A 22434-nucleotide genomic window follows, 5' to 3' on the forward strand; every position below is an offset into this window, starting at 1 on the left:
GCCGCCCTGCCTCACAGCGCCTTCTGGTAGATCTCGTAGGTCTTGTTGATCTTGCTCTTGATCGTCTCGGCGATGGCATTCATTCCCTGATTGTCGTCGAGAACCCAGCCGATCTCGCCGCGCGTCGAGCCATATTTCGCGATCGCGGCGCGGCGGATATATTCGATCATCATGAAGGCCAGTTGGCCCGCCATGCGCGACGCCTGCAATTCCTTGAGTACGCCCATCAGCGGCACCCGCATCGTCCGCGCCTTGGGTTTGCGCAGCCACAGCAACAGCTTGGCCCAGCCGAACGGGAGGAGATTGCCGTTCAGCGGCTTGATCACCTCATTGAGATCGGGGAGCGTGATCATGAAGGCGACCGGCTTGCCGTCGAGCTCGGCGATACGGATCAGGTCGTTGAACACGATCGGCTTCAGCTTGACCCCGACATCGGCGATTTCGGGCGGCGTCAGCGGCACAAAGCCCCAATTGTCCGCCCAGGCATCATTGAGGATCGCGAGGATGATCGCGGCTTCCTCATCGAATTTCGACTTGTCGACTTCGCGGATCCGGATGCGGGGATTCTTCTCGCCCGATTCGATGATCCGCTTCACGATCGGCGGGAATTCCTGCGTGATATCCAGATCATAGGTATAAAGCGTCTTGGCCGGTGAATAGCCCGCGCCCTCGATCCAGCCGCGATATTCGGGCTTGGCATGGCCCATCATGATCGTCGGCGAATGATCATAGCCCTGGATCAGCAGGCCTGGTTCTTCCCAGATCGACATGCTGATCGGCCCGAGCACGCGCGTCATGCCCTTGTTGCGGAGCCAGCCCTCGGCCGCGTTGATCAACGCCTTGGCGGTATTCTCGTCCTCGGCATCGAACAGGCCGAACTGGCCGCAACCTGGGCCGAAACCCTGTTCGGCCGGCATGGTCAGTGCAAGCGTGTCGATATGCGCCGAGATCCGGCCGACAACCCGACCGCCGCGCTCGGCGAGAAACAGCTGCGCTTCGGCATGGCTGAACCAGCCATTCTTCTCGGGCGTGATCAGCCCCAGCGCTTCGCCCTTCAGCGGCGGCACCCAGTTCGGATCGTCCTTGTAGAGCCGGAAGGGGAGGTCGATGAATTTCTTGCGATCGGCCTTGCTGCTGATCGGGCGGATCGAAAGTGGAGATGCGCTAGCCAAGATGATGTCGCCTCGTTCAGGTGCCTGTCCCGGAAGACAGCGCACTCCCGCCTGCACGCCTTCCTGTCAAGCGCGGAGCGGCGTTCACACAAGTCGGCGGATTACTGCTTCTCCCTCTCCCAGCGGGAGAGGGAAGGGGCCCATCGCGAAGCGATGGGAAGGGTGAGGGTGACCAGCACGGTCCTCGCCCTCAACCTCACCCCGCGCTGCTGCGCAGCTTGCCCCTCTCCTGAAAAGGAGAGGGGAAGAAAGGCGCCCTCACAATCTGTGAGCCTGGTAGGTCAAGCCGGGAGCGCCCGTCACTGGTATCGCCACCATGCTGCCACTATGTTCCGGCAATGGACCGGGCAATGAACACCCCCCTAGCTCTCGATCGGCGCGACACCGCTGCGCAGCCGGAAGCCGTAACCCCCAAGGCGGTTGCCGCCGCCCGTGTGGGGCGCGTGGCCGATGATCGCGTCATGCTGAAGATCGCTGCCGAGATCACCCGCGATCTCCACGCGCCGCGGCCATTGATCTACTGGGCCGACTTCCTCGCCTCTGCGCTGATCGGATATGCGGCGCTGGCGATCGCGATCACCGCCGGCTCCATCGGCTTGGCGATCGCCGCCGCTATGGTCGCGATCCTCGCGCTTTATCGGGCCGGCAGTTTCACTCACGAGCTGACTCATATGAAGCACAGCTCGCTGCCCTGGTTCCGGTTCGGCTGGAACATGCTTGTCGGTATTCCGCTGATGGTGCCTTCCTTTATGTATGAGGGGGTCCACAATCTTCATCATGCACGCACGCGCTATGGCACGAGCGAAGACCCCGAATATCTGCCGCTTGCGCTGATGAAGCCCTGGACGGTGCCGCTGTTCGTGCTCACTTCGCTGCTCGCGCCGATCGCGGTGCTCGTCCGGTTCGCCATTCTGGCGCCACTCTCACTGGTGTTTCCGGGCCTACGGACCTGGGTCGTGGAGCGCTATTCGGGCCTCGCGATCAACCCCAGCTTCCGCCGGCGTCCGCCTGAGGGCGCGTTCAAGGCGATCTGGCACTGGCAGGAGGCGGCGGCGAGCCTGTGGGCGATCACGCTGCTCACCGCCGTGGCGACCGGCATCGTGCCGCTCCGCGCCTTCCTGATCTTCCTCGCGATTGTCTCGGGCGTCGCGGTCATCAACCAGATCCGGACTCTCGTCGCCCATCTCTGGGAGAATGAGGGCGAGGCGATGACGGTCACTGCGCAATATCTGGACTCAGTCAACGTGCCGCCACCCGGGCTGTTGCCGATGCTCTGGGCTCCCGTGGGCTTGCGCTATCACGCGCTGCACCATCTGGTTCCGAGCGTGCCCTATCACGCGCTGGGCGAGGCGCATCGCCGGCTGCTGGCAGCGGTTGACGAGCAATCGCCCTATCACAAGGCGAGCTATCGCGGCCTGCCCGGGCTGGTGCATCGGCTGGTCCGCAGCACGATGAACCGCGCGAACGGCTAAGCCGGAGTCATTCGCGATCAGGTTTGGCATGGTGTCAGGGCCTGACGAACCGATAGGCGAAGCGATCGGTCTTGCCCTTGATCGAAGGGTCGAACACCTTGGCTGAGTGCGGATCGTCCTGGTTCGCGAGCAGGCTGCTTGCCGCTTCCAGCACGAAGCCCGCCGCCTCCACCTCCTCGCGAGCGGAAGCGGGGTCAATCCGGTGCAGCGACTGAGCGTCGTTCGTGCCCGCGCCCGCCGCGGCGGCATGATCCACGATGACATAGGACCCGCCGGGCTTCAGCCGCTCATAGACAGCGCGATTGAACTGCGCCGCCGTCGCACCCCTGGCCTGCATCAGCGCGGTGTGGAGATCATGGTAGAACAGGTGCAGCCACAGCATGTCCGCTGGTTGCACGACCTCCGGCATCGCCACCAAATCCGCCGAGACGACTTCGACATTCTCTCGGCCCGACTCCTTGGCAAGCGTCTCCATCTGGCCGACTGGGTCGTTTTTGAAGTGGGCGACTTCGGCCGGGACGAAGCTGTAGACCCGGCCTTCAGGTCCCACGATATCGGAGAAGAGGCGGGTCCAGTCGCCTTCGCCTGGGTAAACGTCGATGACGGTGGAGCCTGCATCGACCCCTGCGAACCGGATCAACTCGGATTGTTTGGATTGGTCGTACATTGGGGCCTCCGTTATGACAGACGTGCGACGAGCGGCATCATGAAGCGCGCAGATCGCTGCCGTCTTGGGGCAGATTTTCTGCATTTTCGGGCTCTGACATGGCGGAGGCGCGCGCCAGCGCCTGCGTGTCGACATATTCCCGGATGTTCGTCAGCTTGCCGTCGCGGACCGTGATGGCGAAGATCCAGTCGTCCTCGAACGTCTTGTTCGTGGCTTTGATCCTCCCGGTCGCGAAGCCGATGACCAGGACCCGGTCTCCCTGCGCTACGAACTCCCGGGGTTCAGTGGACGTTTCTATCGTTCTGGATGCCGTCTCGAGCAGATCCGCCAGCCCGGCATGACCGTGGCGGGTTCCGGCCAGCGGCCAGTCCTCGCCCGGGATGATCCATTCGATATCTTCGGCGACCAGCGCCAGCAGACGTTCCCTGTCGCCGCTGCCGATCGCGGCGAAGAAGTCCTTCACGGTCTGGATGTTCTTTTCGATACTCATGGGAATTCTCCATTCCCCCCGGGGATCGGGTCGCGCTCGACCCGATCCTGTGCGTCATGCCCCTCCCGGTGGGACCGTCATGGCCGTCAGTCGAACTTGACGAGGTCGTTGAAGATCAGGCGACCCCAGCTATTTCCGCGCGCCTGCACAAGCAGCCCGCCTTCCGAAAGCCCGCCAAGCTTGATCGGCGCGAAGCCGAGATTCTCCGCGAGCGTACCAACCTCTGCCGCGGCAGCGTCATCGTCGCTCGCGAGGAACACGACTCTCCTGCCACCATGCACGGCCGGATCCCCGGCAAGGGTGGCAGCGACCAGATGGTTGAAGCCCCTGACCAGGCTTGCACCGGTAAAGGCCTGCGCAACGAAGCTGGAAGAAGGCTGTCCGCCCAGGTCCTGAGGCGACACGCCGTAAGCATTGGTCACATCGACGATGGTTTTCCCCTGCCAGTTGGGAAGCGCCTTCGCGACATCCGGATGCGCCTCGAAACGAACCGCCAAAAAGATGATGTCCGCCTCGACGGCTTCCGCCAGTGTTGCGGGAACGGCCTCGGGTCCGATCGCGGCCGCATCGGATGCAAAGCTTGCCGGATCGCGCGTGGTTGCAACGGATACTTCCAGGCCTTTGCGGGCAAATGCCTTGGCGAGGGCCCGGCCAATATTGCCGAATCCTACAATCGCGTAGCTCATGATAGTTCTCCAATCTGTGTTGATATTGAGTCAGCCGCTCCCCGCGATCCGGTGCGATTTCAGATCGCCGAGAAGCCGCCATCGACAGACAAGGCCATCCCATTCACGAAGCTTGAATCGTCTGAAGCAAGAAACAGCGCGGCCGCCGCAATTTCCTCAGGCCGTCCCATCTTTCCCCGCGGGATGAGGGATTCGAACATCTGCTTCGCCTCCTCGGTGAGGACCTCGTCCTGCATCGGTGTGGCGATCGGCCCCGGGTGCAACACGTTCACCCGGATGTTTCTACCCTTGAGTTCGTTCAGCCAGCCGCGTGCGAAGGCGTGCAGCGTCGCCTTGCTCGCCGCGTAGACGCTGTAACCAGGAAAGCCTTTGATCGAGGCAACTGACCCGGTCATGAAGATCGATCCGCCATCGTTGAATAGCGGTAGAGCCTTTTGGACCGTGAACAGCGTGCCGCGCGCATTCAGGTTGAACGCCGCATCGAAGTGCTGCTCGGTAATTTCGCCCAGCGGGACAGCTTCACCCATGCCGGCGCTCGCGTACAGGATGTCGATCTTGCCCTTTTCCCGCCTGACCGTATCAAACAGGCGGTCGAGGTCGTCGAGATTGGCTGCGTCGCCGCGCACGCCGGTCACGTTCCGGCCGATCAGCTTGATCGCCTCGTCCAGCGCCTCCTGCCTCCGGCCCGTGATGAAAACATAAGCGCCTTCTTCAACGAACCGCTTGGCGCTCGCGAGCGCCATGCCGCTCGACCCACCCGTGATGACTGCAATCTTACCTTCAAGCTTTCCCATGATGTCTCCTTCCAGGCTCTGCCTTGGTTGTTCGGGGTCGCCCCCAGGGAGCTCAACATGGGTCTGCCGGAGTCAGGCTTTGAGTGCCGAAGCGCGCACATCGGTGGTGCAAAAACGATCCGGCTGGGCGATCGATCCCGGCCGCGACCATCGACGTCCGCCGTCCGGAGCGGAACCGCGCTCATCGACAGAAGCTGTAAGGGCCAGCCCTATTACTGTAAGATGCGGTGAATACTGGCTTTGGAAGGACGCACCGTGCGGTGCGGGATTGCACCATGATCGACTGGGATGACGTTCGCTACTTTCTCGCCGTCGCGCGCGGAGGCTCAGTGCGGGCTGCCGCCGAGCGCCTCGGGGTCAACCACGCGACAGTACTGCGACGCATTGCCCAGCTCGAGGAACGCCTCGGCGCACAGATGTTCGAAAAGCTCCCTTCGGGCTACCGTCTGACGGCTGCGGGGGAGGAGGTCGTCGAACTCGCGGACCAGATGGAAGCGTCGTCGCTCCAGCTGGAGACGCGCGTCTTCGGGCGCGACCAGAGCGTGCGCGGCCTTTTGCGCGTGACTTTGCCGCCGCCCCTCGCGACACATTTGCTCATGCCCGACCTCGCCGATTTCGCGCGCCTGCATCCGGACATCGAGATTGAAATCCAGTCGTCCGGCGAGCTGGCGAATCTGACCAACCGAGAAGCCGATGTCGCAATTCGGGTCGTGTACGACCGCAAGACCCTGCCGCTCAATCTGCACGGCCTGAAGGGGTCGGAGCTGTTCGGCGGCGTCTACATATCCCGCGATCGACTGGCCACACGGCGTGCGGGTGCGCCGGATCCCATCCGGTGGATCGTCATAAGCATGCACGGAATTCCGGATTGGGCCAGCGAGGGTGAGGTTCGCACCACCGGGGCGCCATTCAGGGCCAATGACGCCGAGGCTCAGCTCGTCGCTGTCCGGCAAGGAGTGGGCATCACGACATTGCCGTGCTTCGTCGGAGATGCCGACCCCTTGTTGGTGAGGGTCCCGGGCACCGACCTGCACCTGTACGGAACGCTCTGGCTGCTCACTCAGGGGGAGACACGCAAGACGAAACGCGTGCGGCTCTTCACTGAGTTCATATCCCGCAGGCTCGCCGCCTATGCTCCGCTTCTCGCGGGGCAGTCCGTGTCGCTCGGCTGATGCGCGGCCCGGCTTTTCCCTCTCCCAGCGGGAGAGGGAAGGGGCCCGTCACAAAGTGACGGGAAGGGTGAGGGTGACCAGCATGATCGTCTTCACACTCAACCTCACCCCGCGCTGCTACGCAGCTCGCCCCTCTCCTGAAAGGAGAGGGGAAGAAGGGCGCCGCACTGATTCAACACGGCAGCTGGATGAGCCATCCTGCTCTCCGCTCGGTGGAGGCTCGGATCGTTGGAAATGTCAGTGAACCCCCATGACATTTTCAACACGGAGCGCCCGGGCGTCGTGCCGTTGGAAGTGTCGGAGCCCTCATGACATTTCCAACGTGCAGCGGCCGGGCGCCGCACCGATGAAAGTGTCCGAACCCTCCTGACATTCCCAACACGCGGCAGGTGCGAATCGCCTCGATTCAAACGCCTCGGCCGTTGGAGTATCGCAGGTTCAAGGGACGCTCGAAGCCCGAACGCTCCTTCTCATCGTCGGCTTGGAATTATTCACTGCGGTGCAGGCGAGGCTTGCGGCTGCGCGGATAACAGGGAAATTCGGTCGCTTCGCAGCTTTATTCCTCAGTGCGGATCAGCACCGCTTCGCCGATCAGGAAGAACAGCAGGAACGGTGCCCAGGCGGCGAGGAACGGTGGGTAGGCGCCGAGATTGCCCATCGCCAGCGCGAAATTATCGGCGACGAAATAAGCAAAGCCGAGCGCCATCCCGATTACGGCGCGGACGAACAGCTTGCCGGATCGGGCAAGGCCGAAGGCTGCGATGGCGCCGAGGAGCGGCATCAGCAGGGCCGAGAGCGGCCCTGACAATTTGTGCCACATCGATCCCTCGAGCGCCTTGGTCGGCCGCCCCGCATCCGACAGATCGTGGATCGCCGAACGAAGCGCGCCGAAGGAGAGCCCGTCGGCATCGACTGTCGCAAGCGTGAACTGGTCCGGGCGGACGCCCCTGGCCACGATGACCGTGCCGAGATTGGTCGTCTTGCCGCTCGCCACGTCGAACCGGGTTGCCGTCGGGCCGATCTTCCACCCGTCGCCAGCCCGCACGCCGCGGGGCGCGTGGATGATGCCGACCAGGCTGCCGCCGGTGCGATCATAAAGCGTCACGTCGTTCAGTTTCGCCGCATCGCCGCGGCCCCTGATCTGCTCGACCTCGACGAGATCATCGCCATCGCGGACCCAGACATTCGTCCGGTCACCGCGATCGATCGGCAGCGGTGCGTAATCGACCTTTTTCCACTGGGTGAGCGTAGCGCTCGCCCGCGACACGATCCGGTCGTTGAAGGCGAACGACACGATCGCGACGCCCATGCTCGCCAGGATCAGCGGTGCCAGAACCTGGTGGGCCGAAAGCCCCGATGCCTTCAGCGCGACGATCTCGCTGTTCTGGTTCATCGTCGTCAGCGTGATGATCGTGCCAAGCAAGACGGAGAACGGAAGGAAGCGCGCTATGATCTCAGGAAGGCGAAGGCTGAGATAGTGCATGATCTCCGGCGTGCCGTTCCCGGCATGTGCGACGATGTTGCCGGTTTCGCTCAGCAGGTCGAGGAACTGGAGCACGAAGACCAAAGCCGCCAGGACCGCAAATGTCCGCAGCAGGAACATCCGGGCCATATAGAGCGATACGGTGCGCGATGGGAAAAGCTGGAGCGCGATCATGCGGTCGCGGCTTCCGTCTTCCGGCGGCCCGGGAGCCAGCGGCCCAGCGCCTTGCCCGCCTTGGAGAAGACGCGCTCGAGCGCACCGATCGGCTGCCCGCCGGGAACATAGGCGATCGTGTAGAACATCCAGAACACCAGGCCGGCGAAGATGAGGAAGGGCACCCAGAGCGCGAAGAACGGGTCGATCTTGCCGAGCGCGCCCACCCCCTGGGCATATTGGTTCACCTTGAAATAGGTGACGATCATGACGATCGAGAGGAACACGCCCAGCGCTGACGTCGATCGCTTGGGCGGCACGCCGAGCGCCAGCGCGAGCAGCGGCAGCAGGAACATCGCGGCGACCTGGGTCAGGCGGAAGTGCAGGGCGGCCCGGCTCGAATCGCGATCGAGTTCGGAGGCGTTGCTGTCGCCGCCGATCTGGGCGAGCTTCGGCAGGGTGAGCTCGAGGCGACCGGTAGGTTGCCGGAAACTCTCCAGCTTGGGGAGGTTGATCGGCAGGTCGTTCAGCGTGAAGCGCAGCACCCGCGGCGTCGCCACGCCCGGCTCGTTGCGCACCAGGATGCCATTGGTCAGGCGGAAGATGATCACATCCGGATTATCGGTCGCAAGGAATTTGCCGCTATCAGCGGTCACTGCGAAGGAGCCGCCCTTGTCATCGGCGGTGTGGACGAAAATGCCCGAAAGCTTGCGCCCCTCGTCATGGCTTTCCTCGATCCGGATCGTCCGTTTCGCGCCGAATTGCGTGAACTCGCCGACCTTGATCGAAGCGCCGAGCGCGCCGGTCCGCAGTTCGAAGCGCAGCTTCTCGTAATTGTAGCGCGCATCGGGCTGGATATAGCCGACGATCAGCAGGTTCACGATCGCGAGGCCAATCGCGTACATATAGGGCACCCGCAACAGCCGGGTATAGCTCACCCCGACCGCGCGCATCACGTCGAGCTCCGAGCTCGTGGCGAGCCTGCGAAACGCCAGCAGCACACCGAGCATCAGGCCGACGGGAATGCCCAGTCCAAGATATTCGGGCAGCAGGTTCGCGAGCATGCGCCAGACGACGCTGACCGGTCCGCCTTCTGTCGCGACGAAATCGAACAGCCGCAGCATGCGATCGAGCACCAGCAGCATCGCGAAGATGACCAGCGTCGAAAACAGCGGCACCACGATCAGTCGGGCCATGTAGCGGTCGATTGACTTCATGGTGCGGGCGACGTCGGCCTTTTGCGTGAGGGGCTTATCGAGCTGCCCGGTCGAGCGGCTATATCGGGGCCAGGGGCCGGCGTCAGCTAGGAAATCACTCGGCCGGGACGCTGTGGACGGAGGCAGCGCGCGGCGCTCCTGTCGCATTGTCGATCGCGCGTGCGAGCGCAGCAATCGTGAACGGCTTGCGCAGCACATGATGGCCGCCAAACTCAGCCTCGCCCCCGGCCTCTCCGGCATAACCGGTGACGAAGAGCACTGCGACATGGCCGTGGGTCCGGGCCATTTCGGCGATCATCTCCGGGCCGGTCTGCCCCGGCATCAGCACGTCGGAGACGATCAGGTCGATGCCCTCCATCGCGTCGAGCAGGGCCGGCGCGGCGAGCGGGTCGCTGCAGGCGAGCGGATGGTGGCCAAGCTCGGTCAGCGCGCCCATCGTCGCGGCGAGCACGCGCGGATCGTCCTCGACGACGAGGATGTTGAGCGCCTCCGACTGGGCCGGCATCGCCTCGGTCTCCCTAAGGGCAGGCTTGGTGTCGGCACCGGTGAAGCGGGGAAGGTACAGGGTAACGGTCGTGCCCTCGCCAGGCGCGGAGTCGATGCCGATCTCGCCATCCGCCTGACGGACAAAGGCGAATATCTGGCTCAGGCCGAGGCCAGTCCCGGTGCCGACCGGCTTGGTCGTGAAGAAAGGCTCGAAGACGCGTTCGAGCACCTCGGGCGCCATGCCGCAGCCGGTATCGGTCACGGCGATCGTCACATACTCGCCCGCCGGGCAGGTGCCGACCTCTTCGGCCGCAAGGGTCATCCCACCGGTGACGATCGTCAGCGTGCCGCGCCCCTCCATCGCGTCGCGCGCGTTGACGGCGAGGTTCAGCACGACATTCTCGAGCTGATAGCGATCGGCGCGGATCCGCCACCCGGTGTCCGTATCCTTTGCAACGACAGTGATCGCATCGCCGAGCGTGCGGTCGAGCAGGTCGGACATGCCGATCACCAGTGCGCCGGGGTCGAGTGCCTCGAGCGTGAGCGCTTCCTCGCGCGAGAAGGCAAGCAGACGCCGGGTGAGCGCCGCGGCGCGGTTGGCGCCCTCAGTCGCATTGTCGATATGCCGAATCGCCTGGTCGATATCGCCGACATTGCGCCGCGCCAGCTCGAGTCCGCCGAGAACGACCGCGAGCATATTGTTGAAATCATGCGCAATACCGCCGGTAAGCTGGCCGACCGCTTCCATCTTCTGGACCTGGCGCAGCCTTGCTTCCTTGTCGAGCAGCTCGGCCGTCGCCCGCGCCACGGCTGCCTCCAGCTCCTCTGATCGCAGGCGCTCAGCCTCGGTTTCGGCATTGGCAATGGCACGCTCGCCATAGGCCCGCACCGTCAGCCAGCCGAGCGCTATCGCGCCAAGTACGATCAGCAGGCCGAACCCCATCAGGATCTCGGCAACATTGGTGGATCGGTCGACCGATCGCATCGCTTCTCCGGTGCGCTCCTCGAGAAGTGTCCGCTCGCCCGTGTTGATCTTGTCGAGCAGCTCGTCGATCCGCCCAAGCGAGGGAGATTGGCGCGCCTGATAATAGAGCGCCAGCGCCTGGTCGTTCTTCTTGTAGATCGTGCTGAGCGCGATCACCGAGAGTTCCTTGCCGCGCGCCTCGACGGTCTGGCGCAGCGCGTCGATCAGCTTTTGCTGATGGGCGTCGGTGACGACGTCGAGCCGGTCGATCTGCTGTTTGGCAACTTGCCATTCCTCGGAAAAGCGGCGGCCGAGTGTCTTGTCGCCGCTGATCACGAAGCGGCCGAGCGACGCTTCGGACTGAGCGATCGTGCCCGAAAGCGATCGCACGAGGATCATCACCTCATAGCTATGGGCCTGCTGCTTCAGCGCCTCGTCGCGCTGCCGGCTCGCGCTGTTGAGGGTCAGCATCAGGGCGACCAGCACCAGCGCGCCCAGCAACGCCACCACGACAAGCATGATGGTGCGCCAGGCGTTTCCACGCCCGCGGGGAGCTGTAAGGTCGCCGTCGTTACCGCTCATTGCGGCCTTCTACCCGGAAGCGCCGTTGGTGAGAACCCGCGCTGATGCAGTCTAGCTGATCGCGCCGGTCGCCTGGCCTGCAGCCCGGAACATCGCGATGATCGTCTCGATCTGCTCGGAAGTGTGCTCGGCGCAGACCGAGCAGCGCAGCAGATAGGTGCCGGCAGGCGTCGCGGGCGGGCGCGCCATGTTCACATAAAGCCCGCCTTCGAGCAGTGCCTGCCACATCGCGACCGCCTGGGTCTGGTCCTCGAGGATCACCGCGACGATCGCCGATTCCGGCGTCTTGGTGCCGAGCGTGAAGCCCATCTCGGTGAGGCCGCCATGCAGCCGCTTGCTGTTCTCCCACAGATGCGCGCGCTTGTTGTGGGCATACATCAGCTTGCGGATCGAGGTCGCGGCGGTCGCGACGACCGAGGGCGGCAGTGACGCGGTGAAGATATAAGGCCGGCTCACGAAGCGCATGATCTCGAACTTGGGATGGTTCGAGACGCAGAAGCCGCCCACCGTGCCGACCGATTTCGAGAAGGTGCCGACCACGAAATCGACCTGATCCTCGAGCCCCTGATCCTCATAGACGCCGCGGCCATGCTCGCCGAAAAAGCCCATCGAGTGCGCCTCGTCGACCAGCACCATCGCCCCGTGTTTCTTGGCGACCGCGACCATCTCCTTGAGCGGGGCGATATCGCCCATCATCGAATAGACGCCTTCGAGCACGACGAGCTTGCCGGGTTCCGGCGGCAGGCGGCCAAGCCGCTTGTCGAGATCGTCGACGGAGTTGTGGCGGAAGCGGACGATCTCGGCATTGCCCATCGAACAGCCGTCATAGATCGATGCATGGCTGTCGGCGTCGAGGATGATATACTCGCCCTTGCCGGCGAGCGCCGAGATCATGCCGAGATTGGCCTGATATCCGGTCGAGAAGACGATCGCGCCCTTGGTGCCGTAAAACTCCCGCAGCGCCGCCTCGACATCGGCATGGTCGCGGAAGGTGCCGTTGAACACCCGGCTGCCATTGGTGCCCGATCCATATTGGTCGAGCGCGTCCTTGCCGGCCTGGATGACGTCGGGATCAAACGTCATGCCCATATAATTATAGGTGCCGAGCAGGATCGTCTCCTTGCCCTTGATGACGGCGACGGTCGGTGACTTCACCTCGTCCATCACGATCGCGAAGGGATCTCGGACGCCGGTATCGAGCAGGGCCTGGCGCTCGGCGATCAGCGCATCGTACTTGGTGAACAGGTCGCGTTCCGGCGCGATCACGGGCGGATCGATCGGCGGCGCGTCTGCGGTCTGGGCGGAATCGGTCATCGGGTCAGCCCTTCAGCTTCATCACCGCGTCGACAAGCTGGCCGACTGTCTCGATCTCGGCCTGCATGTTCATCGTGATGATGATCTCGAACTCGTCCTCGATCGCGGCGACGAAATCCATCACCGTCAGGCTGTCCCATTCGAGATCGCCCTGGAAGGTGGTCGCATCGGAGAGCGCGACGCCCTTTTTGTTGAAGGGCTCGATCAGGCCGGTGACGGTGTCGAATACCTGGGTGCGGTCGGTCAAGGCGTGTCCTTCGAAATTGGATGCGCCGCCCTGCCAAGCAAATGCGGCGGCTTTCTGACGATGTTATAGCAGTCCGTTGGCACGATACCATGAGGCCGTCGCGGCAAGGCCATGTGGCGTCGGCACTTCGGCTTTCCACAAGGCGGAATCGGGCCGCTTGGCCGGGTCGACCGTCCAGTCCGGATGGCTGAGATAGCCGACGCGATCCGCGGTGAGCTTGGCCCTGGAGCCGCGAAGCAGGCGATCACCCTTCGCCGCCAGCGACAGGATCGTCTTGGGCAAAGGAAGCGGCAACACGCGCCGGCCGACAGCGGCGCCGATCGCGCGGGCGAAGGCGACGTGCGTCCAGCCGCCTTCCGCGCCGTCATCGGCCTCGAGAATAACGCGACCGGGATCGTTGGCCACCAGCGCGAGCAACAGCCGGGCGAGATCGGTGACCTCGATCACTGACATGCGACCGGGCGGCGGCAGAAGCGCGAGGCCGAACTTTGCGATCCGGAACATGTCGCGCAGCTCCATGTCGCCGGGGCCGTAGATCGCGGTTGGACGGACGATCGTCCAGTCGAGGTTAGAGGCCTGGACGACCTGTTCGGCGCCTGCCTTCGACCAGCCATAATTCGACTGGCCCGGCTCTCGCGCGGTGAGCGACGAGACATGGATGAAGCGCCGGACGCCTGTCCCCTTGGCGGCATCAACCACTGCCTCGGTCCCGGCGATATTGCCCTCGGCAAAGCCGGCGCGATCCGGCGCGTTCACGACGCCCGCGACGTGGATCACCGCATCGGCGCCGCGGATCAGGCTGGTCAGGGCGATCGGCGTATCGAGTGCGCCCGAAACCCAGGTGACGCGCGGCATGTCGGGCTGAGGACGGCGGGTGAGGGCGCGCACCTCATGGCCCTCCCGCACCGCCAGCTCGATCAGCGTGCGGCCAACAAAGCCGGTCCCGCCGGTGACCGCGAGGAGGCTCACAACAGCGCCATATGACTGCGATGCACCAACGCGGCGCGCGGCGCGTAGCCGAGGATCGTGGCGAGTGCGTTGCTGCGATGGCCGATGATCTTTGCGGCATCGGCGGCATCATATTCGGCGAGGCCGCGTGCAACAGGCTTGCCGTCGGGGCCGCAGATCGCGACCAGATCGCCACGTTTGAACTTGCCTTCGATCCGCACCGCACCGGCCGCCAACAGGCTCTTGCCGCTGAGCAGCGCCTTGGTCGCGCCGGCATCGATGTAGATTTCGCCCTTTGCGGTGAGGCCGCCCGCCAGCCAGGCCTTCCGAGCCGTCGCCGTTTTTTCGGCGACAAAGACAGTGCCATGTCCGCTGTCGCCATAAGTGGCGAGGGGGTTGATTGCGTGCCCGGAGACGATGGCGAGATTAGCACCTGCTGCCGTCGCGATCCGCGCGGCGGCGATCTTCGAGACCATGCCACCCGACCCCATGCCGGAGCCTGAACCGCCATCGGCCATCGCCTCTATCTTCGCGTCGATGCGGTCGACACGGCCGATCATCGTCGCGCCGGGGTTGGTGGTTGGGTTGGCGTCGTAGAGGCCGTCGACGTCCGAGAGCAGGATCACACCCTGCGCGCCAGCCGCCTGGGCAACGCGGGCGGCGAGGCGGTCATTGTCGCCGAAGCGGATTTCCTCGGTCGCGACGCTGTCATTCTCGTTGATGACCGGCACGACGCCGAGCGCGAGCAGCCGGTTGAGCGTGGCGGCTGCGTTGAGATAGCGGCGGCGGTCTTCGAGGTCGTCGAGCGTGACGAGGATCTGCGCTGCGGTCAGCCCCTCGGCGGCGAGGAGCTCAGCCCAGATCTGGCTGAGCGCGATCTGGCCCGTCGCGGCGGCGGCTTGCGCGTCTTCGAGACTGGCGCGGCCGCCCTTGGCGAGCTTCAGCCGCCGAGCGCCAAGCGCGATCGCCCCCGAGGAGACCACCGCAATCTCCTGGCCGGCTTTCGCTCGCGCCGAAATGTCGGCGACGAGGCTGGTCAGCCACTCGCGCCGCACCGTGCCGTCCGGCGCGACGAGGAGAGCTGAACCGACCTTTACGATCAGACGCGGACAGGCTGCGGGGGAGAACATCAGCTTAGAGAGGCGACCATTCAATGGGATCCTCGGCGCCGTCATCCCGCACCGGCTTGGCTTCCCCCGGGCCGATCGCTTCGATGAGCCGGTCGAGCACCGCCTCGATACCTTCGCCGCCGGCACCGGACATCGGCATCACCTCGGCCTTGCTCGCGCGCTTCAGCTTCGCCGCCAGCTTCTTCACCGCATCCGGCTCGAGCGCATCCACCTTGTTGAGGCCAATCACCTGAGGCTTGTCGATAAGCCCCGCGCCATAGGCATCGAGCTCACCGCGAACGATCCGGTAATTGCCGACCGGATCCTCCTCGGTCGCGTCGACCAGGTGGAGGAGCACCTTGCAACGCTCGATATGGCCGAGGAAACGGTCTCCGATCCCGGCACCGTCAGCCGCGCCTTCGATCAGGCCCGGAATGTCGGCAATCACGAATTCGCGGTTGTGGCGGCTGACCACGCCGAGCTGCGGGCGCACGGTGGTGAAGGGATAGTCGCCGACCTTCGCCTTGGCGTTGGTGACGGCGTTGATGAAGGTCGATTTGCCGGCATTGGGCAGACCGACCAGACCAGCATCGGCGAGCAGCTTGAGCCGCAGCCAGACCCAGGCCTCCTGATAGGGCCAGCCATCGCCGTGCTGGCGGGGCGTGCGGTTGGTCGAGGTCTTGTAGCTGGCATTGCCGCGCCCGCCATCGCCGCCGCGCAGGAAGACTTCGCGCTGCCCGGCCACGGTGAAGTCGGCGAGCACCTCTTCCTTGTCCTCGGACAGGACCTGCGTGCCGACCGGAACCTTGATGACGAGATCCTCGCCGCCGGCGCCCGTCATGTTCGAGCCTGCACCGCCGGCGCCGCGCGGCGCGCGGAAATGCTGGGTGTAGCGGAAGTCGATCAGCGTATTGAGGCCAGCAACGGCTTCGAAGATGATGTCGCCGCCCTTGCCGCCATTGCCGCCGTTCGGGCCGCCATATTCGATGAACTTCTCACGCCGGAAGCTGACGGCGCCGGGGCCGCCCGCGCCCGAGCGGACGAAGATTTTTGCTTGGTCGAGAAAATGCATGAACCGCCATATAGACAATTGGCGCGCCACGTCACCCCGCAGCGATGCCGGGCGGCGATTCGGGCCAGATTGACGCGGGTCCTTCCGCTGTTATCCGCTGTTATTCGCGCTAATTTTTTCTACCGCTGTTATGTTGGACTTATGGCTTGAATTTTTTGTTTATTTTCAAATGGATAATCCCCTGCTTGCTGTTCCTGAATAACAGCGGTGAAAGTTGGAAATAACAGCGGAGGAGCTGCACTGTTTCCGACCGGAACAGCGGTGAAAACGGGATGATCAATCCAGTCATGTCAAAGAGCGGGAAAGGGGCCTCGCAGCATCCGTCCGGTGCCGTGCTGCAACGATCCGCGCTGGATTTGAATCAACGCCGTGCCGTTTTTCCGGAAAGAGAACCGCTATTCCACACGGTGCGAGGCGATCAGCGCGTTTACCGCCAGTTCGCGGGCCTTTTCGCGGGGCAGGCCGAGGGCCTTGGCCATCGGGCCGCCGAGCAAGGCGTCGCCGAGCGCAGTCAGCACGAGTTGCAGCGTTTCTTCCTGCAGGGTCGACCCCTTGTGATCGTGATCCTGGGCGAGATCGTCGACCAGATTGTGGATCGCCTCGAGGATCGGGTCGAGCGCATCCTCATTGCCGGTCAGGATCATCCAGCTCGCCATCGCGCCGGCGCCGCGCGCAAAAGCGTCGAAGGTCATGTCGACCACCTCGCGCGGATTCTGGTCGCTCGCCCGTGCCCGTTTCGCCGCTTCGCCGATCTGTGCGGTGATCGTGTCGGCGAGATGCTTGATCAGTGCGCGCTGCAGTTCCTTCGCTGAGCCGAAATGGTGAAGCAGATTGGCATGGGTTCGCCCGATCCGCGCCGCGACCGCTTTCAGGGTGACGGCCTGCGGCCCCTCTTCGACGAGCAGGGCACGCGCCGCTTCGATCGCGGCATCGCGGGATTCTTCGGGGCTGAGTCGTTTGCGAATTATTGACACGAGTGTAAGTAAGGCCTATTTACGGTCTTGTAAGCGACACCTGTTTCATCTGTTCGGAGGTTTTCGTGGCGAAAGCAACCACTCCGCGTGACCTGACGATCACGCCGCGCGATCGCCGGTTCGGCCGCGAGAAGGCCATGGGACGCTGGTGGCTCAACAATGACCCCTATGCGACCGCCTTCTACAACGCGCTGTCAGTGACCTTCCCGAAAGGCGAGGCCTTCTTCGTCGACAGCGTTCGCGCGTTTCGCGACGATGTTCCGCCCAAACTTGCCGGCGAAATCCAGGCGTTCATCAAGCAGGAGGTGATGCACACCCGCGAGCATGTCGCGTTCAACCGGCATGTCGTGGACCAGGGTTACGATATCACTGCGCTCGAGGCGCGGGTGCAGCAGGGGCTGGACCTGACCAAGGGCCGGCCGCCGATCGCCAACCTCACCGCGACGATGGTGCTCGAGCATTTCACCGCGATCATCGCCCACGAGCTGCTTGCCAATCCGCGGCATCTGGCCGGTGGCGAGGAGGAGTTCGCCAATCTCTGGCGCTGGCACGCAGCGGAAGAGATTGAGCACAAGGGCGTCGCCTATGACACCTGGCTGCACGCGACCAGGGACTGGTCGGAGTGGCAGCGGTTCAAGGTGAAGGCGTTCGTGATGCTGGCCGTCACCCATAATTTCACGCGCGGCCGCATCCGCGGAATGCTCGATCTGCTGCGGCAGGACGGGCTGACGGGCCCCAAAGTGTGGGCGCGGATGTTCTGGTACGCGTTCGGCCGGCCCGGCATGGCGCGCAAGATCGCGGCGCAGTGGCTGGCCTTCTTCCTGCCGGGCTTCCACCCCTGGAACCATGACGACCGCAAGCTGATCGGCATGTACGAAAGCGAGTATGACGCGGCGGTACTGCCGCGCGAGGCGGTCGCCTGAAGGTGGAAACGGAGAGCCGGTAGCCCGGCCCTCCGCCCGTATCCTGTCAGGTCAGGCCGCCATCTTAACGTCGCACATTCGGCCCTCGTCGAGATCGAGCTCGAACACAGCGCATGGCGCCTCGCCGCCGCGCGCGCGCGAGTGACGGGGCTCAATTCGGCCGGTCGCGCGGAAGCCGAGCTTGGTCAGCACCCGGCCCGAGGCTGGGTTGTCGATGAAGTGCCCTGCGTTGAGCCGCTTCAGACCGAGCGCGTGGCGCGCGATCGCGACCACGGCGCGGCCGGCCTCGGTCGCATAGCCGCGACCCCAGGCGCTTGGGGTGAGCCAATAGCCGAACTCATGGCCCGCCTCGGCTTCCGGGTGGATGCCCATGCCGCCGACGATCCTGGGATATTCCTGCTCATGGCTGAGGATCAGGAAAAACGCGTCAGTGCTCGCCCGCGGACGCGACAGGAAATCCTGTGCGTCGTCGAGCGCATAGGGCCACGGAACCCGCGACAGCATCTTCACGACCTGCTCATGGCCGATCGCTTGTGACAGGGCAGGGGCGTCCTCCGGCCAGGCGGGGCGCAACGTCAGTCTACTGGTCCGAGCGAACATTATAACTCTCCTCGTCGGTCACCACTGCGCTGCCACGCCAGAATGACGGGACCGCGACAATGGATGTGGAGGGAGCATGAAAAAAGGGAGACTGGGACGACCCGTCTCCCTTTTGCGGTTTCCTGATGGAAACCCGGGTCGCCCAGTTGGGCAACCCGATCGGTTGCCCGTTATTCGGCCGCAGCCGCCATAATTTCTACCGAGCAGAATTTACGGCCCAGCTTGCCTTCCTTGAAGGTCACGCGCCCACCGGTAAGCGCAAAGAGGGTATGGTCCTTGCCCATGCCGACATTGACGCCCGGGTAGAATTTCGTGCCGCGCTGACGCACCAGGATGTTGCCTGGAACGACGGCTTCGCCACCGAACTTCTTCACGCCAAGGCGACGGCCTGCCGAATCGCGACCGTTGCGCGAAGAGCCGCCTGCTTTCTTATGTGCCATCTCGAACTACTCCTTACGCCTGGGCCGCCGGGGCTTCGCCCTCAGCTGCAACGGGGGCTGCATCGGCCTTCTTCGCCTTTGCCTTCTTCTCCTGAGCACCGATCGCGGTGATCTTCAGGATCGTGTGCTGCTGGCGATGGCCGTTCTTGCGGCGATAATTGTGGCGGCGCTTCTTCTTGAAGATGATGACCTTGTCGGCCTTCGCCTGCGCAATGATCTCGGCGGAGACGGTCAGCCCCTCGACTGACTTCAGCTCCGAGCCTTCGCCCGCGAGCAGAACGTCACCGAGCGTGATCGACGCTCCTGCTTCGCCATCGAGCTTCTCGACGACGATCTTGTCTCCGGCGGCAACGCGATACTGCTTGCCGCCTGTGCGCACGACTGCGAACATGGCCTTACATCACTTTCCAAATGACTATACCCCACGCTGAGCCAGGCCCTGCGCGGGAAAGAAGCGCCAGCTATGCGAGCGAGGCGCTCCTGTCAACTCAAAAGCCAGCCCGGAGCGCTGTGGTCCCGCAGCAACAGTCGGCGGAAATCGGTCCGATTCGGTACGACCTGCATTGTTACTATGCCGGGAAGGCATAAGCTGGGCCGATGGGGGGGTAGGTGCCGGTAACAAAGGGGAAAATCATGCTCCGCCCAACAATTACGTCCTTGTTCGTATCCGCTTCCGCGCTGGTGTTTGCAGTGCCGGCCTTTGGCCAGTCTACGCCCGCGGCAGCGCCGACCGATGAGGTCGCCGTCCCGGATCCGCAGAGCGACATCGTCGTCACCGGCACGCGCGCAACGAATCGCACATTGGCCGAGAGCCCGGTGCCGATCGACGTGATTTCGTCCGATGCGCTTTCCGCCTCGGGCCTGGGCGAGACCAACAAGATTCTCAACCAGCTGGTACCGTCCTTCAACTTCCCGCAGCCCTCGATCACCGACGGCACTGACGTTATCCGCCCAGCCTCGCTCCGCGGCCTGAGCCCCGACCAGACGCTGGTTCTCGTCAACGGCAAGCGGCGGCATGTGAGCGCGCTGATCAACATCAACGGATCGGTCGGGCGCGGATCGGCCGCGGTCGATCTCAACAGCATTCCGGCGCTCGCGATCGACCGGATCGAGGTGCTGCGCGACGGGGCGTCCTCGCAATATGGCTCGGACGCGATCGCCGGCGTGATCAACATCCAGCTGAAAAAGGCGAATCACGGCGGCAAGGCGCAGGTTAGCTATGGCAAATACGTCACCACTGAAGACGGCGTCGCCAATGTCACCGGGCTGGCTCTGACGGGCGGCCAGCCGACCCTGGATCCAACCGACAGCCGCATTCTTGCCGCAAATGTCAGCGGCGAGAAAAAGGCGCGCGATGGCGATCTGTGGACCTATGGCGCCAATATCGGCCTGCCCATCGGCCCCGGATTCGTGAACGTCACCGCGGAATATCGCGACCGTGACAACACCAATCGCGCCGGCTTCGATCTGCGCCCCAATTATAACCGCCCGACCGCCGCGTTCGATCCGCGCGAGATCACCTTCAATCGCCAGAACTTCCAGTTCGGGGATCCGCACACCGAGGATTATAATATCTTCGTCAATTCCGGCGTGCCGATCGGCAATTTCGAGCTCTACGCATTCGGCTCCTATTCACGCCGCGACGGATTGTCGGCGGCGAACTGGCGGCAATCCTCCTCAGCCAATAACCGCGACTTTTCAGTCCTGGCGCCGGGCACCACACCATCGACCGCCAATTTCGTGCCGTTGCGGCCGGACGGGTTCCTGCCGTTCATCGGTTCAAAGCTGACCGATTATTCGCTCGCCGTGGGCATCAAGGGCGACCTCAGCGGCTGGTCGACCGATCTCTCGGCGGTCTATGGCCATAACCAGTTCGACTACCGCACTGAGAACAGCCTCAACACCTCCTACGGACCCGCGAGCCCGCGCTCGTTCGATTCGGGCGGCCTGGCATTCGGCCAGCTGACCGCCAATCTGGACATCAGCCATGATTTCGAGGTCGGATTCGCCAAGCCGCTGACCTTTGCGTTCGGCGGGGAATATCGCAACGAGGACTTCAACATCCGCCCGGGCGAAACCGCTTCCTTCGCGGCCGGCCCGTATTTCGTGCCGGCACAGGCTACAACGGCGGCCAATTGCACGACCCTGAGCGGCGTCTACAATGCCGGCACCGGCATATGCACCTTCCCGGGGCGTGGTGCGCTGGTCGGCGCGCAGGGCTTTCCGGGCTTTCCAACCTCGGCGCGGACTGATGTCAGCCGTCACAGCTTCGCTGGCTATGCCGAGCTCGATACCGAGGTCGTCGATGGCTTGACCGTGACCGCGGCCGGGCGGTTCGAGCATTTCTCGGATTTCGGCAGCACGGTAAACGGCAAGTTCGCCGCGCGATTCGAGATCGTGAAGGGCTTCGGCATTCGCGGATCGATTTCGAACGGGTTCCGCGCGCCGTCACTGCACCAGCAATATTTCACGACGACCTCGACCAATTTCATCAACGGCCTGCCGGTCGATATCAGCACCTTACCGGTCTCGAGCCCGGTTGCGCAGGCGCTGGGATCGAAACCGCTCAAGCCCGAAAAGTCGCTGAACTTTTCAGCCGGCTTCACCGCCAATCCCTTCCGCGGCCTTACGCTGACTGCGGATTATTATCACATCAAGATCACCGACCGAATCGTTCTGACCGAAAATCTCGGGGCGGCCGGCAGCGGCACCGCGGCCGTAAATGCTGCGGTCAAGGCGATCCTGGATGCCAATGGCTATCAGTCGGTCGGCGCCGCGCGCTTCTTCATCAACGGGCTGGATACCACCACCGAGGGTTTCGATATTGTCGGCGCCTATCATTTCGACGCCGGGACGATCGGCAACTGGTCGCTCTCGGCGGCGTATAACCATACGCGCAATCGCATCGACAAGCGCCTGAACGCGCTGGGGCCGCTGGCGCAGATTCCGGGGCTCGTGCTGTTCGGCCGGGTCGAGGGAATCCGCTTCACTGACGGGCAACCCCGGGACAAGCTGGTGCTGAGCGCGGACGACAAGATCGGCGATTTTGACATCAACCTGCGCACCACGCGCTACGGCAAGGTCATCGCGCCAGGCGCCACGGTACCCATCGCTGCGCCGACCAGCTTGACCGATTACGGCCCGGACGACGCATTTCTGGAGCCGAAATGGATTTCCGACCTGGAGATTCGCTACACCTTCAAGAACCACGCGACCTTCGCGATCGGTGCGGACAATGTGTTCGACATCTATCCGACTCGACTGCCCATCGGAAACCGGCCGGCGAGCATTGGCGGGCAATATCCGATTGCCAACTATTACCTTCCGTACAGCAGCTTCTCGCCCTTCGGCTTCAACGGCCGCTTCATCTATGGACGGTTCACCGCGCAATTCTGAGCGCGCTCGCCGGGCTCTATTGCCCGCGACACGAAAAAGGGGGCTGCGAGGCCCCCTTTTTACGCCGCGCGCG

21 protein-coding genes are annotated in these 22434 nt (G+C 63.8%); 4 read left to right on the top strand and 17 right to left on the bottom strand.

Translation table 11 applies throughout. From position 1 onward, the window contains the following. Positions 1-11: 11 nt before the first annotated feature. Positions 12-1172: an N-acetyltransferase gene (locus AC1DVS_RS12980; protein WP_478023588.1), complete on the bottom strand. Its 1161-nt coding sequence runs from the start codon at positions 1170-1172 to the stop codon at positions 12-14. Between the two features lie 350 nt (positions 1173-1522). On the opposite strand from AC1DVS_RS12980, the gene AC1DVS_RS12985 reads away from it, so the two are divergent. Further along, positions 1523-2644, top strand: coding sequence for a fatty acid desaturase family protein (locus AC1DVS_RS12985; protein WP_478023589.1), 1122 nt, complete (start codon positions 1523-1525; stop codon positions 2642-2644). Between the two features lie 34 nt (positions 2645-2678). Here the strand turns inward: AC1DVS_RS12985 and AC1DVS_RS12990 are convergent, their stop codons facing one another. The 4 genes from AC1DVS_RS12990 to AC1DVS_RS13005 form a co-directional block, all read right to left on the bottom strand. Next, positions 2679-3311: a class I SAM-dependent methyltransferase gene (locus AC1DVS_RS12990; protein ID WP_478023591.1), complete on the bottom strand. Its 633-nt coding sequence runs from the start codon at positions 3309-3311 to the stop codon at positions 2679-2681. Between the two features lie 37 nt (positions 3312-3348). Then, on the bottom strand, positions 3349-3801 hold the full coding sequence (locus AC1DVS_RS12995; RefSeq protein WP_478023593.1) for a nuclear transport factor 2 family protein: 453 nt from the start codon (positions 3799-3801) through the stop codon (positions 3349-3351). Between the two features lie 86 nt (positions 3802-3887). After that, the gene (locus AC1DVS_RS13000; RefSeq protein WP_478023595.1) at positions 3888-4487 is read right to left on the bottom strand and encodes an NADPH-dependent F420 reductase; all 600 of its coding nucleotides are present in this window, start codon (positions 4485-4487) and stop codon (positions 3888-3890) included. A 59-nt stretch (positions 4488-4546) separates the two neighbouring features. Then, on the bottom strand, positions 4547-5281 hold the full coding sequence (locus AC1DVS_RS13005; RefSeq protein WP_478023597.1) for an SDR family NAD(P)-dependent oxidoreductase: 735 nt from the start codon (positions 5279-5281) through the stop codon (positions 4547-4549). A 275-nt stretch (positions 5282-5556) separates the two neighbouring features. Here AC1DVS_RS13005 and AC1DVS_RS13010 point away from each other — a divergent pair, with 275 nt between their 5' ends. After that, the gene (locus tag AC1DVS_RS13010; protein WP_478023599.1) at positions 5557-6453 is read left to right on the top strand and encodes a LysR family transcriptional regulator; all 897 of its coding nucleotides are present in this window, start codon (positions 5557-5559) and stop codon (positions 6451-6453) included. Positions 6454-7009: 556 nt separating this feature from the next. On the opposite strand, the gene lptG is transcribed toward AC1DVS_RS13010, so the two are convergent. The 9 genes from lptG to AC1DVS_RS13055 form a co-directional block, all read right to left on the bottom strand. After that, positions 7010-8110: an LPS export ABC transporter permease LptG gene (lptG, locus tag AC1DVS_RS13015; RefSeq protein WP_478023601.1), complete on the bottom strand. Its 1101-nt coding sequence runs from the start codon at positions 8108-8110 to the stop codon at positions 7010-7012. After that, positions 8107-9306, bottom strand: a complete 1200-nt coding sequence (gene lptF / locus AC1DVS_RS13020; RefSeq protein WP_478023603.1) for an LPS export ABC transporter permease LptF — start codon at positions 9304-9306, stop codon at positions 8107-8109. Before lptF ends, lptG begins: the two co-directional genes overlap by 4 nt. Before the next feature lie 94 nt (positions 9307-9400). After that, positions 9401-11338 (bottom strand): ATP-binding protein, encoded by a 1938-nt coding sequence (locus tag AC1DVS_RS13025; RefSeq protein WP_478023605.1) that lies wholly within the window; start codon positions 11336-11338, stop codon positions 9401-9403. 51 nt (positions 11339-11389) lie between these two features. Further along, on the bottom strand, positions 11390-12652 hold the full coding sequence (gene spt, locus AC1DVS_RS13030; RefSeq protein ID WP_478023607.1) for a serine palmitoyltransferase: 1263 nt from the start codon (positions 12650-12652) through the stop codon (positions 11390-11392). A 4-nt stretch (positions 12653-12656) separates the two neighbouring features. Further along, positions 12657-12899: an acyl carrier protein gene (locus tag AC1DVS_RS13035; RefSeq protein ID WP_478023609.1), complete on the bottom strand. Its 243-nt coding sequence runs from the start codon at positions 12897-12899 to the stop codon at positions 12657-12659. Between the two features lie 63 nt (positions 12900-12962). Then, positions 12963-13868: an NAD-dependent epimerase/dehydratase family protein gene (locus AC1DVS_RS13040; protein ID WP_478023611.1), complete on the bottom strand. Its 906-nt coding sequence runs from the start codon at positions 13866-13868 to the stop codon at positions 12963-12965. After that, a complete protein-coding gene (gene proB, locus AC1DVS_RS13045) occupies positions 13865-14977 on the bottom strand; it encodes a glutamate 5-kinase (protein WP_478023613.1) in 1113 nt (370 codons plus the stop codon). Before proB ends, AC1DVS_RS13040 begins: the two co-directional genes overlap by 4 nt. Positions 14978-14981: 4 nt before the next feature. Continuing rightward, the gene (gene obgE, locus AC1DVS_RS13050) at positions 14982-16028 is read right to left on the bottom strand and encodes a GTPase ObgE (protein WP_478023615.1); all 1047 of its coding nucleotides are present in this window, start codon (positions 16026-16028) and stop codon (positions 14982-14984) included. 395 nt (positions 16029-16423) lie between these two features. Further along, positions 16424-17002, bottom strand: a complete 579-nt coding sequence (locus tag AC1DVS_RS13055; protein ID WP_478023617.1) for a TetR/AcrR family transcriptional regulator — start codon at positions 17000-17002, stop codon at positions 16424-16426. 65 nt (positions 17003-17067) lie between these two features. Between AC1DVS_RS13055 and AC1DVS_RS13060 the strand changes: the two genes are divergently transcribed. After that, a complete protein-coding gene (locus AC1DVS_RS13060; RefSeq protein ID WP_478023619.1) occupies positions 17068-17925 on the top strand; it encodes a metal-dependent hydrolase in 858 nt (285 codons plus the stop codon). A 51-nt stretch (positions 17926-17976) separates the two neighbouring features. On the opposite strand, the gene AC1DVS_RS13065 is transcribed toward AC1DVS_RS13060, so the two are convergent. From AC1DVS_RS13065 to rplU, 3 genes are all read right to left on the bottom strand, one after another. Continuing rightward, positions 17977-18525, bottom strand: coding sequence for a GNAT family N-acetyltransferase (locus AC1DVS_RS13065; RefSeq protein WP_478023621.1), 549 nt, complete (start codon positions 18523-18525; stop codon positions 17977-17979). A gap of 170 nt (positions 18526-18695) precedes the next feature. Next, positions 18696-18965 (bottom strand): 50S ribosomal protein L27, encoded by a 270-nt coding sequence (gene rpmA, locus AC1DVS_RS13070; RefSeq protein ID WP_478023623.1) that lies wholly within the window; start codon positions 18963-18965, stop codon positions 18696-18698. Positions 18966-18978: 13 nt separating this feature from the next. Further along, complete coding sequence (rplU, locus tag AC1DVS_RS13075) at positions 18979-19356, bottom strand: 50S ribosomal protein L21 (protein WP_478023625.1); 378 nt, start codon at positions 19354-19356, stop codon at positions 18979-18981. Positions 19357-19598: 242 nt separating this feature from the next. Between rplU and AC1DVS_RS13080 the strand changes: the two genes are divergently transcribed. Next, positions 19599-22361: a TonB-dependent receptor plug domain-containing protein gene (locus tag AC1DVS_RS13080; RefSeq protein WP_478023627.1), complete on the top strand. Its 2763-nt coding sequence runs from the start codon at positions 19599-19601 to the stop codon at positions 22359-22361. The last annotated feature ends 73 nt before the right edge of the window (positions 22362-22434 follow it).

Source organism: Sphingomonas sp. P3_C5, assembly GCF_056402635.1.

Excerpts from the sequence above, each read along its gene's own strand:
- AC1DVS_RS12985 (WP_478023589.1), top strand. The coding sequence starts at position 1,523 with ATGAACACCCCCCTAGCTCTCGATCGGCGCGACACCGCTGCGCAGCCG.
- AC1DVS_RS12990 (WP_478023591.1), bottom strand. The coding sequence starts at position 3,311 with ATGTACGACCAATCCAAACAATCCGAGTTGATCCGGTTCGCAGGGGTC.
- AC1DVS_RS12995 (WP_478023593.1), bottom strand. The coding sequence starts at position 3,801 with ATGAGTATCGAAAAGAACATCCAGACCGTGAAGGACTTCTTCGCCGCG.
- AC1DVS_RS13000 (WP_478023595.1), bottom strand. The coding sequence starts at position 4,487 with ATGAGCTACGCGATTGTAGGATTCGGCAATATTGGCCGGGCCCTCGCC.
- AC1DVS_RS13005 (WP_478023597.1), bottom strand. The coding sequence starts at position 5,281 with ATGGGAAAGCTTGAAGGTAAGATTGCAGTCATCACGGGTGGGTCGAGC.
- AC1DVS_RS13010 (WP_478023599.1), top strand. The coding sequence starts at position 5,557 with ATGATCGACTGGGATGACGTTCGCTACTTTCTCGCCGTCGCGCGCGGA.
- lptG (WP_478023601.1), bottom strand. The coding sequence starts at position 8,110 with ATGATCGCGCTCCAGCTTTTCCCATCGCGCACCGTATCGCTCTATATG.
- lptF (WP_478023603.1), bottom strand. The coding sequence starts at position 9,306 with ATGAAGTCAATCGACCGCTACATGGCCCGACTGATCGTGGTGCCGCTG.
- AC1DVS_RS13025 (WP_478023605.1), bottom strand. The coding sequence starts at position 11,338 with ATGAGCGGTAACGACGGCGACCTTACAGCTCCCCGCGGGCGTGGAAAC.
- spt (WP_478023607.1), bottom strand. The coding sequence starts at position 12,652 with ATGACCGATTCCGCCCAGACCGCAGACGCGCCGCCGATCGATCCGCCC.
- proB (WP_478023613.1), bottom strand. The coding sequence starts at position 14,977 with ATGTTCTCCCCCGCAGCCTGTCCGCGTCTGATCGTAAAGGTCGGTTCA.
- obgE (WP_478023615.1), bottom strand. The coding sequence starts at position 16,028 with ATGCATTTTCTCGACCAAGCAAAAATCTTCGTCCGCTCGGGCGCGGGC.
- AC1DVS_RS13065 (WP_478023621.1), bottom strand. The coding sequence starts at position 18,525 with ATGTTCGCTCGGACCAGTAGACTGACGTTGCGCCCCGCCTGGCCGGAG.
- rpmA (WP_478023623.1), bottom strand. The coding sequence starts at position 18,965 with ATGGCACATAAGAAAGCAGGCGGCTCTTCGCGCAACGGTCGCGATTCG.
- rplU (WP_478023625.1), bottom strand. The coding sequence starts at position 19,356 with ATGTTCGCAGTCGTGCGCACAGGCGGCAAGCAGTATCGCGTTGCCGCC.
- AC1DVS_RS13080 (WP_478023627.1), top strand. The coding sequence starts at position 19,599 with ATGCTCCGCCCAACAATTACGTCCTTGTTCGTATCCGCTTCCGCGCTG.